Origin of the sequence: Streptomyces sp. NPDC060209 (genome assembly GCF_042728155.1) — a bacterium.
In the GTDB taxonomy this organism is placed as follows: Bacteria; Actinomycetota; Actinomycetes; order Streptomycetales; family Streptomycetaceae; genus Streptomyces.
This window is the reverse complement of record NZ_JBHWZS010000256.1, coordinates 1-12295: the sequence shown is the minus strand read 5'-3', so window position 1 is coordinate 12295 and position 12295 is coordinate 1. Positions and strand designations below refer to the sequence as shown.

The following is a 12295-nucleotide window of genomic DNA, read 5'->3' as shown; positions in this document are numbered from 1 at the left end:
GCGACTTTGTTTTATCCGCCACCGCGATACGGGCGCCGACCCCCGCCACTAATCGGGTGGGGGGCGCCGTTTCAACACCCGGCGCCCCCGTCCCTGTTTCTTCCTACTCCTTTCCGGGAGCCTCGTAATAGGTTCTCCACTCTTCCGCGCAACGCCTTTGAATGGCGTCGATAGCGGTTCCTGCCCCGGCGTACAGAATGACGCCGTGCGGGTCGGGCTCAGTCCGCAGAGAAACCATGTTGAACAGGTTATCGGCGTGCTTCGCTGTATCGGCAATGAGTGCGTTTGCGCGCCTATTGCCGACGGGCGGGATAGGCCAACGCATGTGCCACCCGCTACCGACGAGGACGGGGGCGATATCCGCGTACTCGTCGGCCGAGTAGGCGCAGATTCGGCCGTGAACCAAATCGACCGACAGGAAAGCGGCCTTCCCCTGTTTCAGGTCGGCGCCTTCCTCGGCGAGATAGTCGCGGTCAATCTCTTTCACCTGGGACGGATTAGGCACTCGGAGCCTCCTCGGTTTCCTTGCCCGCCTCGTCGCTCTTTCGCGGCGGCGGCGCGGTGTTGTTCTTGTCCTGCCACGCCTGCCATTCCGCAAGCCACGTCTTGAGCTCCTCCTCGCTATAAAAGGAGGTCTGCCCGTCGGTGATGCCTTCCGGGGCCTTGATACCGCGCTTTTCGCCGCGCTTGAAATACGTCCGGATGGTGCTCGGCTTGTGGGGGATGATGCCGCGCTCAAACGCCTGGGCGAGGCTGTACGTCTCGACGACGTCCTCGGCCTGGTCCTGGGCCTCGGCCGGGACGAGCTCGGCGCCGGCACCTGTCGTGCCGCCTGTCGTGCCCCCTGTCGTGAGTGCCGGTGTCGTCTGGTGTGAGCTGGGCGAACCCCCCGTGATCCCCCTCGCGGCCGTGGCGCCGACAGGGGGGAGCGCCGCCGGGCCGTACTTGCCGCCGGGGAGGAACGCGGCCGTCGCGGCGGTCTCGTTGACCTCGTCGAGGACGTCGGGGGTAATCCACGGCGCCATGGCGCCGGCATCGAACCAGGCCGGGGCCTGCTGGCACATCGAAAGGAACTGTCCGACTTCCGGTGTGATGTAGCTCGGCTGAATCTCCCGGACGTACAGGTAATCGGTGTCGGGGTCTTTCCTCTGGTCCGAGTAGGCGCCACGCCCCTTAACGTCGGTGTCGTATCCGAGAACGGGTGTGCTCTGCCCGAATGCCACGCCCCACGAAACGCGGTCCTGGTGTCCGACTGCAATCTTCGTGCCGATCTGGGCGCGCTCCATCGTGCCGCCGAAAAACGCGTTTGCGAACTGCTGCGTACCGACGACGACGCGGTGATTTGAGGAGCGTCCTTGCAGGAGGATGATCGAGAGCCAGTCAAGGAAAGGAGGGGTTCCCTTTCCCTTGAGGCCGTAGCGCCACCATGTATATGCGAGCTTGATCAATGTCGGCAACTCGTCGATAACGAGCGTGCGGGGTACGAGCTGGGCGCGTAGGGCCGGATCGGCACCCTTTTGCATTGCCGCTTCGGCCGCCATCATCGACGTGAGGAATTCGGCGAATGCAGCGATACATTCACGCACGGTCTTGTGAATGCGAACGCCTGAATACCCTTCGGCCTCGGCGAGGCTGTTCCGCTTCGTGTCGAGAATGTCGATCAGTTCGCCATTCATGCGGCCGTGCACGACGGGAATGTAAAGCACCGTCGACTTACCGGAACCGGTGGCACCGGCCACACCCCAATGCGGCGTAGCGGACTGCGTTTGAATGACGGCGTCGACAATCGAATCCCTCTCGATTGCGAGGCCGACGAACACGCGGCGCGGGTCTCCTGTCGACTTCCACGGGACGTAGTCGGGGAGGACGGGTTTCGGCGTGGGCTTCGGTGCGGGTGTCCACTGGACGTAATGCTCTTTACCGGTGCGCTCCCATTGGGGCACCCATTCGCCGGGAACCCGCTCCTCGATGATGCGCTCGATTGCTCCTACGGCCTCGGGGCCGCCGATCCAACTCGCCGGAATGCGCAGCACAATTCGAGCACCGTCCGCGCGGACGTCATCGGGGACAGAGAGCCAGCGCGACCGCGGCTCTGTGTCCTCCATTCGGAGGATCTGACGCACCGCCACCCAGACACCGGGCCCGTAGATTTGTCCATCTGTCCACACGGGACGGATGCGCCACCACCCCAGTGCGGCCGGGCTGGTGAGGGCTGCGACAAAGGCGGCCAACGCGATTGCGTAAAGCGCGAGTTCGGTCTCGGCGGGGAATCGCCACCACCCCCAGGCGAGCGGGATCGGAGCGAGACGGGCCGCCGAGCGGGCGGCGTACGGCCACCGGGACCAGGCGCGCAGAACGCGCCAGATGCCCGCGAGGGCGCCGCCGAGGAGGCGCACCGGGGCGGTGGCGACTCGGGCGGCACGGCGGGCCTTGGACGGCTTGTCGAGCGAGACGGCGGCCGGGGCGCCGGGACGCGCGCCGAGCTGCTCGACGGGCGTCTCGGTGGCCTTGTCGTCGGGCAGGGGGGCGCCTGCCTTCCACCACGTCGCCTCGCTGCGGGTCTCCCCGGTGAGCTCGCGGCCGGTGACGTACCGGCCGATGCCGGCGGCGGCGTTGCCGAAGAACTGTTCAACGCTCCGGTTGAACTTCTCGCGGTCTGCCGGGGTGCCTTGGTTGGCGAGCACCGCAACGACGATCATCCCGGCCAACAGGCCACCCCCGCCGAGGCCGAGCGCGCCGCCGGGTAGTCCGTCGACGAGGTCCCTCGGGTTCGGTAGAGCTCCCACGTCTCCCCCTTTCTGTCCCGCACGCCCGGCGGGGCGTGCCCTGTGATCCTCGCGCACGGCCGCGCCGGGGCGCCGTCGGGTTTCACCGGGCACAACGCGCGCCCGGCCCCTGGGGAGCCGGGCGCGGGGAAGGGGGGTTCGTCAGGACGTCGGCAGGGCGTCGAGGGCGAGCTCCCACGGGTAGGCGTGCACGTCCCCGTGCCGGGGCTTGTGCGGGACGAACCCGGGAGCGTCGCCGTCCCCCAGGAGGAGCGTCACCCCGGCCGCGCGCAGCTCGGCGACGCTGCGGGCCACGGCGGGGTGGCGGCCCTGGGCGTCGTTCCAGTGCGGCAGGGCAGTGATCGGCAGGCCGAGGCCGATCCCCTCCGTGATCAGGCCGAGGGCGAGCGTGTCCGAGATCCCGGCGGCCCACTTGTTCAGACTGTTACTCGTCAGGGGGGCGACGAGGAGTGCGTCCGGGTCGGGGAACGCATCGGCCTGTGAGGGGAGCTTGTACTCGTGGCGGACCACTCGGCCGGTGAGCTCGCGCAGCTCGTCGAGGTTGCCCTCGGGGTCCTCGGCGGCCCATCGGTGGGCGCTGGGGGTGAGGACGAGGCAGACGTCCCACCCGCGGGCCTGGGCGCCGCGGATAGGGACGGTGAGGTGCCGGGCGGGCGGCGCGGCACATGAGATCAGGTACAGGGTGCGTTGTGTCACCCGGGCAGTCCACAGCGCGAGGCGAGCGCCTGCAAGCGGCCGTCGGCGGAACCGGCCCCCAGGAGGCGCAAGTCCTCGACGAGTTGGCGGGTGCGTGGCCGGCACCGGACCTCTTCCTCGGCCTCACGCTCGGCGTCGAGGAGGGTCTCGACGGCCTTAGCGCGTTGCCCGGCCTGTGTGAGTCCGCGGGCTAGGTCGGTGAGGAGGTGGGCGCGGCGTTCCTTGGGCAGGGTGGCGCGGGCGGGGTTCGGGATGTCGGCGGCGACGGCGACGGCGTCCGCGCCCTCGGAGAGCTGGACGTGTGCGGCCACGCGGTACAACCGGGCGTTGGTCGGGCCGAACGCCGTCCAGACGGCGTTTCCGTCGGCGCCGAGCTCCTCGGCGTGCCCGTCGGCCTGGTCCAGGAGGCCGGGTACGTTGCTGGCCGCGGTCGAGGCGCGGCGGTCGTCCGAAGCGCCGATGGTGGCCTCGGCCATGGCGGCTTTGAGGTAGAGCATCCCGAGGACGGACAGGCCGTCGGCGCCCCGAGTGCGAAGGTCGGGTTCGAGGCGGGCGGCGGCGGCGAGCGCGAACGCGGCGGCGGCCTGCGCCTGCCCCTGGGCCGTCATGGCGTCGGTGAGGTGCCGGGCGGCCGAGGCCATGATGACCGGGTCTTGCGACCGCTCGGCCGCCGCCACGGCCCGGTGGCCGCTGATGAGGGCTAAGTCGTGGTCCCCGTACTTGATGCCGGCGGCCTCGGTCAGTTCGAGCGTGAGGGACAGGAGACGGAAGGCGCCGAGGCGGTCGTCGCCCTGGTGGCGTGCGGCGGCCCGGTTGGTGTCGACGAGGAGTTCGGGGACCAGGCGGCCGAGGCTGGCGAAGTGGCCGGACTGGAACGCGGTACGGGCGTGGACGAGGCGGCCGTGAAGGGTGCCGAGCGGAAGCGGGTCGGCGGGGTCGGCGTCGGCGGTCCCGGTCAGCACGTCGTGCCGTTGCAGCGCGGCCCGGATGGCGTCGAGCTCGACGCCGTCAATGCACTGACGGCCGGGGCCGTCGGTGAGGAGTGCGTCCAAGGTGATGCCCAGGACGGCGGCGGCGCGTTCGAGGACGGAGAGGCGGGGGTCGGTCTGCCGCTTGCCGCCTTCGAGATCCTGCACCCATCGGCGGGACTGGCCCATGAGGGCGCCGAAGTCGGTTTGCGTGATCCGACGGCGCTCTCGCCAGTAGGCGACGCGGCGGCCGATTCCCTGTGTCTCCATGGCGCTTCTCCGGGCCGGGGAACAAGGCACGCACCGTGCGTGCCTACTTCCTGTTGTACGCCCCTTACGGTCCGGATATGGCCACTCCTGAGAACAACCCCCGTAGGTGGGCCGACTTCCTCAACCCCGATGAGGAGACGCTCGACCGGCTGCGACATGCCGACCGTGGCGCTACGTCCCTCGTCGCCGTCGGTACGCCGTGGGACACCGTCGGCGGCCGGTGGGAAGCCCTCGCCATCGCCTCCCTTGAGCGCGGCCTCGCGGCGCTCGACGTCCTCGACCTTCCCCTCGACGCCGGTCACCCGGTGTTCGCCGACCACGCGCGGAGCGAGCTCATCGTCTTGGTGCCCGAGGGAACGGCGGCCCGCGCGGTCGACGGCGGCCCGCAGGCCGTGCGGGCGCTCACCGCCGGGACGTGGCTCGTCGTCCCGCACGGCCCGACGGGCGGGTATGTGGCTGCATGGTTGAGCCGTTCAACTCGCGGCGGTGCGCGGTACGTTGACCCTGTCCGGCTATGCGAGGCGGTCCTCGCCGCCGAGGCGCTGCGCGGGGATCACGCCCGCGCCTGTTGACCCCGTGTGCGGCTCCTCCCCCCGTGGGAGCTGCGCACGGCCCCCGCAGGACCCCGGAGCCTCCGCGCCTTGGCTCCGGGGCCCTGTCGGTTCTGCGGCGCGCTGCGCCGTACGCTGGTCCGCGGCGGCCCCCCGGTGATTCACCCTCCGGGGGGCCGCTTTGTCGTCGCCACCTGCCCGTATGCGCGTCGCTCATTTTCTGTGAGCTGGGGACATACGGGGTTGCCGAACAAGGCACGCACCGTGCGTGCTCACCCCCGGCCCGTCGGCCCTTACGGTCCGGACATGGCGCATTCAACGAACGGAACACCCCGCCCCGACCCTGGTCCGGGCGCCCATCTGCCGGCCACCCGTCGCCCCGTCGAGGACGGCGTCGAGCTCCTGCGCGCGGACCGTACGCCCCCCTTCGCTCACGATCTTGTGCGCTCTCTCGACGAGGCCAGTCAAGCCGTCGGCGCGCTCGACGGGCTCGACCCGTCCAGCGACGTCACGGTGAGCGCGCTCACCGTCCTGGTGTGCACGGGCACGACCCCGGCGGACGCCCTACAGGCCGCCGCCGACGTCGCCCGGAAGTCGCCCGGCCTCGAACCGCACTCCCTGTCCCTTGCTCGGGTGCCGGGCCCAGTGGCGGGCCTGTGGGAGTACCAACTCACCATGACGGTGAGCTCGCGCGACCCGCAGACCGGCGAGTACGTCGCACCCGTTCACCACGGCGAGCGGCTGAGGTGACACCGTGACGAGGGCGACGTACAGGTTCCGCGAACACGGAATCATCCCGGACCCGTTGGGCCTGCCGGATCATCAGGCGGTGTGCGTGTCCGGCGACGACACCGAGTGCGGCGCGGACTCGGGGCTTTTGCAGGACGGGGATGCGCTCGCGCGGTGGATGTTCGAGCACACCCGCGACACCGGACACCTTCGCTTCCGGGCGGCCCAGTGGGGATATGCCTTGGTGGAGCCGCGCGCATGGAAGTGATGACCGGCGGCGAGCGGCTGCTCGACGAGCCGCGAATACCTGACGGGCGGCGGCGCGAACTGTGGGAGCGCGCCGAGCGTATGAGGATCGGGGTCGACCACGCGCGGGCCGTCCGGACGGCCTTGGTCGAGGAACGGGCCCGACGTGCGAGCGGGGGCCCCGCGTAGGGCCCGCTCCCCCACGGACGCACGGAAGCGCCCGACCCTCACCGGGGCCGGGCGCTTCCGTGTGTGCGTCTACTCCTGTTCGCCGAGGCGCGGCGCCCGCCGGTACATGGGGCGCTCTCGGTCGGGGTAGAGGGGCGCCTCGTTCACCATGTGGGGGAACTCGTCAAGGAGGCTGATCGCGCAGGGGCGGCGGTAGTCGTCCTCGGCCCACCGGATCGCGTCCCGGCGAGTCCACTCCCGGCGGAGGAGGAGCTCCTCCTCGGGTAGCCACACGATCCAGTCACCGCGCCCGTTTCGGCGCCGGTTCCAGAGGAGCGCGAGGACCAGGGCGACGGCGGCCTCGACCCCGGCGAGGGGCAACAGGACCAGGCGCGGCGCTCCGGGTTGGGCCCAGGCGAGGAGGAGGGCGATCACGGCGCCGGTTGCCCAGGCGGGCCAATACGCGTACGGCCGGGGCGGGACGGTGCGGCGGTAGACCATGAGGGCCCCGCCGAGCATCCCGGCCGCAAGCCACACGGGCGCGGTGCTGCCGGTGCCGGCGGCGAGCACTGCGCACGCCGCGGCGCCGCCGAGGAGGCCGCCCGCGGTCCTGCGGTCCTGGGCGAGGTCTCGTGTCATGCGGGGTTCCCCCTTGGGTGTCGCCGGTAAGGGTGTCATGCGGGTACGACGGAGCGCCCGGCCCTCGACGGGGCCGGGCGCTCCTGGTGGTGCGGGTGGCGCTACCTGCGCTTGCCGGTCTTCATGAGCTCGCCCGACTCGCACAGGACGTCGGCGATCCAGAAGGCGTCAACCTTCACGGTCCACCGGCCTTCCGTGAGCGGGCCGGGCGGGACCTCGTCGAGGATTACGCCGGTCTTCCCGGCCGCGCGGCCGTCGTCTGCACACGACACGATCTGTACCTCGTCACGGGCCTGGTACATGCGGGGCACTCCTTGGGTGAGGCGGGTTGGCGGGTGAGGGCGGCCGGTCTATCGGGCGACGACCGGCCGGTGAATGTCCCGGTGCTCGACGAGGACGCGCAGCTCGTTGCCGTACCGCACGGCCAGGTGATTGACCATGGCGGCCGAGCGGTGCCGGCCGCCCGCGCACCCGACGGCGACGCGGACCGTTCCGGCCGAGGGACCGGAGCGGAAAGCGGCGACGGCGGCGAGGACGGCGAGGGCGAGCTCGGGGACACCCGCGGTGCCGAACACAGCGCGCGTAACGAGCTCGTGCTCGGCGGTGAGCTCGCGCAGTTCGGGGCTGACGTGGGGATCACGAAAGTGGCGCCGCATGTCGATGACGAGGTCAGCCTCGGGGGCGTCGCCGTGCAGGTAGCCGAAGCTGACGAGCTCGATCTCGGCCGGTTCGGCGTGCTGGGCCTCGGTGGTGGCGGTCATTGTGGGCGTTCCTCCCTGGGATGCGAGCGGCCGGGGCGGAGGGTCCGCCCCGGCCGGGGTGTGGTGCTGCCTGGTCAGAACTTCTTGACGGTGCCGTTTCCGGCCGAGGCGTTGACGTCGAGGTCGGTACGGCCGCGGACGCCGTAGAGCTTCACCGAGCCGTTGCCCGCCTTGACGTCGATCCGGCCGGACGCGGCGGGCGCGACGGTGAAGTTCACCGAGCCGTTGCCCGCGCGGACGCGGCACGCGGAACCCGCGTACTCCTCGACCTTGACCGAGCCGTTGCTCGCCTCGGCGTCGATCCACTCCGTGACGCGGCCGACCTTGACCGAGCCGTTGCCCGCCTCGGCCTTGATGCGGCCGACGCACTCGGCGGTGATGCTGCCGTTCGTGGCCTCGGCCTCGATGGCGGCGACGACACCGGACGCCCGGAGACTGCCGTTCTCGGAGCGTGAGCGGATGCCGGACCCGGCGGGCAGGGTGATGTGAACCTCGACGCCGGTAGAGAAGTTCTGCGCGCCGCCACCGATGACGTTGCCGTTCACCACCGTGACGTTGCCGCTGTAGCGCACGCCGTTGATCACGGTCATGCCCCCGCCGAACGTCATGCCGTTGAACTGCTGCGCGGTGGCCGGCACGTCGGGGACGACGACGACCAGGCGTTCGGCGCTCTGCGAGATGCGGGTGTTGCGCACCGCCTTGGCGGCGGCGCTGTCGGTGGCGTCGTGGGTGAGCACCCGGACGGTGGCGACGGTGGCGGCCGGGTCGACGGTGGCGTACACGGTGCCGGTGGGGCACGTCACGTCGGCGAGCACCGGGCCGGTGTAGTCGTCCTCGGCGGTGAACGTGCGCTCCGGGAAGCCGTCGCGGGTGGCGATCTGGTTCATGTGGGGTGTCCCTTCCTTCGGTGCGGTGTGGTGCGGTGGGTCAACCATGGCACGACTTGCACCACAACTACAAGTACAACTGTGACTTGACTTGAAAGTGTCAGTGGTCGAGGTATTCGAGGGCGCGCAGCAACAACGGGCGGTGCGCGGCGTAGAGGGTTCGACCGGATGCGGTGACCGCTGATTCGAGCTGGTCAAGGGAGCCGAACGGGAACCATCCCGCGTCCGCGGCGTCATCCCCGGCGGTGACGGTGACCCGTTCGGGCAGTCGATAGAGCGCGCTGGTAGATGCGACCCAGGCGTGATCGGTGTTGCGCCAGTCGGCGACGACTTGACGGCCGAGGATGACGGGCCGGTGGTCCGCCAGGTCGATACCGGCTTCCTCGCGCAGTTCGCGCACGAGGGTGGTCGGGGCGGTCTCGCCCAGGTCGACCATGCCGCCCGGGATGGCCTCCGCTCCGATGTCGTCACGGGTGATCAGCAGCACCGACCGTTGGTCACCGGTTCCGGCAATCACGATGGGGTCGGCGGCCTGGTTCTCGCCCCACTGCCCCAAGTTGCGCCCGGTGCGCCCGGTGCGCCCGTGCGGGTGCAGCGGCCACCCGCGCTCGTCGAGCTCGAAGGACACCAGGGCGGCGGCCCGCCGCTGGTCCCAGTCGCGTACCTGTTCCGGCGTGGCGTGCCCCTCGGCCCAGTCCGGTACGTGCTGGGCCAGTGCCAGGGGGCGCAGCTCGGGCGGCGTGATCTCGACCGGCGCGTACTCGGGCCAGATTACCGACCAGTGGCGCCGGTCCTCGGGCACGGTCACGCCGGGGTGGTCGACCGGGGCGTACGGGGTCGCATCCATGTTTCTCCTGTTCGGTCCGAACCCGCCGGGCGGCGGCGCCGCCCGGCGGGGAGCGGGGCGGGCGGGGACGGGTCAGTCACGGACGGCGACGTACGCGGCGAACCCCTCCATCAGGTGGTGGGTTGCCTGGTCCAGGAGGTACGCGCCGCCGAGGGGCCCGCCGAGGGTGTAGAACGCGCCCTTTCCGGTGGCCTCGGCCGCCTTGCGGACCGGCCAACGGCGATCAATGAGGTAGTGCGTCGCGCCGGACAGGGCGAGGGCGGCGGCCATGTTGCGGGGGCGCAGGCCGAGGCCGAGGAGGCGGTTCCCTACGAGGAGGGCGGCGGCCTGCGTGGCGGTGTACGAGGCGACGTGTCCCGCGAGGGCCTTGTGTCCCTCGGCGCCCGGCTTGGCCTTGTGCTGCGCCTGGTGGTCGCTCTGTACCCAGTGGTCGGCGACGTCGGCGGCGACGCGCAGGAGGGCGTACACGGCGGGGAAGGCGGCGGCACGGTTGACGGTCATGTCGAGCGGTTCCTCTCGGTTCGGTGGGGCCGGGGCCTCGGGCGAGGCCCCGGCGGCGGTGCCGGCGGGTCAGCTGTGGGTGCAGCCGTGGGCGCGCGGGTCGGCGAGGTGGGTCTCGAACGCGGCGGCGTCGAACGGCGTCCACTCCCGGGCCGTGATCAGGCGCCCGCAGTCCTCGCAGGACCAGGAGCGCGGCCCGTGGACACGGCCGTACGCCCGGCGGTAGGCGCGCTCGGTGGCGTTGACGAGGACGTTGTCGACGGCCGACAGGGCGATGACGGCGACGAGGACGAGGTACGCGACGCGGGCGAACCCGTCGGCGTTGAGCTGCGGCTCGACGGCCCACGCGGCGGCGACGGCGGCGAGCGCCGGGACGGCCGTGCGGACGAGGCCGAGGGCCAGGAGGCGAAGGCGGGCGGTCCCGAGCGGGATCGTGTGGACCACGTTGTTTCGGGTCTCGGTCTTCACTGTGGTGGTTCCTCTCTGGGGGTCGGGCCGGGCCCCGGTGATTCACCCAGCGGGGCCCGGTACTGCGGTGTGCGGTGTGATCAGTCGCGGGTGCCGGCCTCCCACCGGTCGAAGCCGCGTTCGCGGACGTGGGCCCACTCCTGCCGGGCGCCGATGAGCTGCTCGGCCCACTCCATGGCGGCCTCGATATCCGCGTTCGAGTCGTCCGGCCGGAAGGTCTCGTGACAGTCGCTCAGGTACTCGCCGGACTCCTTGTCGCCCTTGAGCTCCCAGCCGGGAACGTCCACGTCGACCCAGCCGGGTTCGAGCGTGAAGCGCGGGAAGGGGCGGAAGACGGGGGCCGGGGCCGTCGTGACGAGCTCCCGCAGGCTGGTCACGCGTACGGCGGGGCGGCCGGTCCCGGCGGACCGGTGGACCCGCAGGGCGGCGCCCTCGGGGGCCGTCGGCAGGGCGTACACCCGGCCGCCGTCGAGGATGGCGAGGAGGCGGGCGCCGTGACGCTCGCAGCCCTCGACCCCAGCGTTGGAGGAGTCGAGCACGGTCACGGTCGGGACGCCGTCGCAGGGGGTCGGGTCGGTGGGCAGGGCGGCACCGCACCGGCCGGTGATCGGGCCGAGCTGCTCGGCGTCGATGGACCCGCCCGAGCGGCCGAGGAGCTCGACGTCCGCGGCGGCCTTGCCGTTGTGGCGGCGGTAGACCGACTGGACGACCCCGTACGCGGTCTCTCCGTTGCCCGGGTTGGTCCACTCGACGGCCGCGCCGGGCCGCATGTGGTCGCCGTGCTCGGCGGCGATCTCGTCCTCGGTCTTGCGCAGCTCGGCGGCGAGCCGGGCCTCGTAGGCGGTCCGTCGGGCGGCGCGCTCCTCGTCGGCGGCGGCCTCGGCCGCGGTGACGGCGGCCGGGGGGCGGGGGCCGGTCTGCTCGGCGCAGTCCTCGCAGTGCGGGGCCTCGTCGCCCCACGGGCGCAGGCCGTGGCCGACGGCGGGCCAGGGGCGGGCGCCGTGGCGGTCGAGGAGGTCGAGGAGCTCGGCGGCGCCGCGGCTGCGGGTGGCGCGGGTGCTGGGGTGCTCCTCGGACTCCTCGACGAGGTCCACCAGGAGCGCGGCGACGTCGGCGAGGTGGCCGAGGAGCCAGCGCGGGGCGACGGGCCGTCCGCTGGTGACGTGCTGCCAGACCTGCCGGTACGGGGCACTGTCGGCGTCGGCGTGGGTCTCGGCGAGCTCGGCCTCGTACGCCGCGCGGAAGCGCTCGGGGATGGGGAGGAGGACCTCCTCCTCGGCGGCCGGGACCTCCTCGGCGGCCGGGACCTCGACGCCGAGGGCCTCGTACCCGGCCGAGGTGAGGGTCCAGACGGTGACGTCGTACTCGACGCTCTCGGTACCCACGACGCGGGTGTTCGTGCCGATCTTGACGGCCTCGACCAGGCCGAGCGAGTGGAGCCGGTTCTCGGTGTTGCCGTGGATCTTGAGGAAACCGGTCTCGCCGCGCAGCCACGCGACGACCCCACGGGGGTTGTCGAGGATCAGGCGGAGGGCCGTGGTCTGGGCGTCGGTGATCTTCAAGGGTGTGTCTCCTTCGGTGTGGTGCGGCGGGTCAACCATGGCACAACTCGCATCACGACTACAAGTTCAACTGTGAGTTGACTTGAAAGTGTCGTCCGTTGTTCGAGCGCGGCCTCGACCCGGCGCAAGGTCCGGACACGGCGGCGCCCTCGGGGGCCGATTCACCCGGCCCCCACCACCCGCCGCCGTCGCCCATCGTGGAGCGGGGGGCGCGGT

The 12295-nt window shown here is 71.6% G+C and carries 16 protein-coding genes; 4 read left to right on the top strand and 12 right to left on the bottom strand.

From position 1 onward, the window contains the following. Window positions 1-103 precede the first annotated feature (103 nt). The 4 genes from ACFWFI_RS33330 to ACFWFI_RS33315 all read right to left on the bottom strand — a co-directional run bounded on the left by ACFWFI_RS33330 (window position 104) and on the right by ACFWFI_RS33315 (window position 4720). Complete coding sequence (locus tag ACFWFI_RS33330) at window positions 104-487, bottom strand: hypothetical protein (RefSeq protein ID WP_387397628.1); 384 nt, start codon at window positions 485-487, stop codon at window positions 104-106. Between the two features lie 10 nt (window positions 488-497). After that, on the bottom strand, window positions 498-2786 hold the full coding sequence (locus tag ACFWFI_RS33325; RefSeq protein ID WP_387397626.1) for a type IV secretory system conjugative DNA transfer family protein: 2289 nt from the start codon (window positions 2784-2786) through the stop codon (window positions 498-500). A gap of 141 nt (window positions 2787-2927) precedes the next feature. Further along, window positions 2928-3482 carry a flavoprotein gene (locus ACFWFI_RS33320; protein WP_387397623.1) on the bottom strand — a complete coding sequence of 185 codons (555 nt, stop codon included), beginning with the start codon at window positions 3480-3482 and terminating at the stop codon, window positions 2928-2930. Next, window positions 3479-4720: a helix-turn-helix domain-containing protein gene (locus tag ACFWFI_RS33315; protein WP_387397620.1), complete on the bottom strand. Its 1242-nt coding sequence runs from the start codon at window positions 4718-4720 to the stop codon at window positions 3479-3481. Before ACFWFI_RS33315 ends, ACFWFI_RS33320 begins: the two co-directional genes overlap by 4 nt. A 77-nt stretch (window positions 4721-4797) precedes the next feature. Here ACFWFI_RS33315 and ACFWFI_RS33310 point away from each other — a divergent pair, with 77 nt between their 5' ends. The 4 genes from ACFWFI_RS33310 (at window position 4798) to ACFWFI_RS33295 (ending at window position 6435) form a co-directional block, all read left to right on the top strand. Beyond that, on the top strand, window positions 4798-5292 hold the full coding sequence (locus ACFWFI_RS33310) for a hypothetical protein (RefSeq protein WP_387397617.1): 495 nt from the start codon (window positions 4798-4800) through the stop codon (window positions 5290-5292). A 285-nt stretch (window positions 5293-5577) separates the two neighbouring features. Then, window positions 5578-6021, top strand: a complete 444-nt coding sequence (locus ACFWFI_RS33305; RefSeq protein WP_387397614.1) for a hypothetical protein — start codon at window positions 5578-5580, stop codon at window positions 6019-6021. Window positions 6022-6025: 4 nt separating this feature from the next. Further along, window positions 6026-6268, top strand: coding sequence for a DUF7848 domain-containing protein (locus ACFWFI_RS33300; protein WP_387397612.1), 243 nt, complete (start codon window positions 6026-6028; stop codon window positions 6266-6268). Beyond that, window positions 6259-6435 (top strand): hypothetical protein, encoded by a 177-nt coding sequence (locus ACFWFI_RS33295; protein ID WP_387397609.1) that lies wholly within the window; start codon window positions 6259-6261, stop codon window positions 6433-6435. The genes ACFWFI_RS33300 and ACFWFI_RS33295 overlap by 10 nt, the downstream gene beginning before the upstream one ends. Before the next feature lie 69 nt (window positions 6436-6504). Here the strand turns inward: ACFWFI_RS33295 and ACFWFI_RS33290 are convergent, their stop codons facing one another. From ACFWFI_RS33290 to ACFWFI_RS33255, 8 genes are all read right to left on the bottom strand, one after another. Then, the gene (locus tag ACFWFI_RS33290; RefSeq protein WP_387397606.1) at window positions 6505-7053 is read right to left on the bottom strand and encodes a hypothetical protein; all 549 of its coding nucleotides are present in this window, start codon (window positions 7051-7053) and stop codon (window positions 6505-6507) included. A 101-nt stretch (window positions 7054-7154) separates the two neighbouring features. Then, complete coding sequence (locus tag ACFWFI_RS33285) at window positions 7155-7355, bottom strand: hypothetical protein (RefSeq protein ID WP_185036421.1); 201 nt, start codon at window positions 7353-7355, stop codon at window positions 7155-7157. 48 nt (window positions 7356-7403) lie between these two features. After that, a complete protein-coding gene (locus ACFWFI_RS33280) occupies window positions 7404-7814 on the bottom strand; it encodes a RapZ C-terminal domain-containing protein (protein ID WP_387397602.1) in 411 nt (136 codons plus the stop codon). Window positions 7815-7888: 74 nt separating this feature from the next. After that, window positions 7889-8701: a DUF4097 family beta strand repeat-containing protein gene (locus ACFWFI_RS33275; protein ID WP_387397600.1), complete on the bottom strand. Its 813-nt coding sequence runs from the start codon at window positions 8699-8701 to the stop codon at window positions 7889-7891. 100 nt (window positions 8702-8801) lie between these two features. Continuing rightward, entirely contained in the window at window positions 8802-9548 is a 747-nt protein-coding gene (locus tag ACFWFI_RS33270) for an NUDIX domain-containing protein (protein WP_387397597.1), read from the bottom strand. A gap of 72 nt (window positions 9549-9620) precedes the next feature. After that, window positions 9621-10049, bottom strand: a complete 429-nt coding sequence (locus tag ACFWFI_RS33265) for a transcriptional regulator (protein ID WP_387397594.1) — start codon at window positions 10047-10049, stop codon at window positions 9621-9623. A gap of 69 nt (window positions 10050-10118) precedes the next feature. Continuing rightward, entirely contained in the window at window positions 10119-10517 is a 399-nt protein-coding gene (locus ACFWFI_RS33260; protein WP_387397591.1) for a hypothetical protein, read from the bottom strand. Between the two features lie 80 nt (window positions 10518-10597). Then, on the bottom strand, window positions 10598-12079 hold the full coding sequence (locus ACFWFI_RS33255; RefSeq protein WP_387397589.1) for a hypothetical protein: 1482 nt from the start codon (window positions 12077-12079) through the stop codon (window positions 10598-10600). Between the last annotated feature and the right edge of the window lie 216 nt (window positions 12080-12295).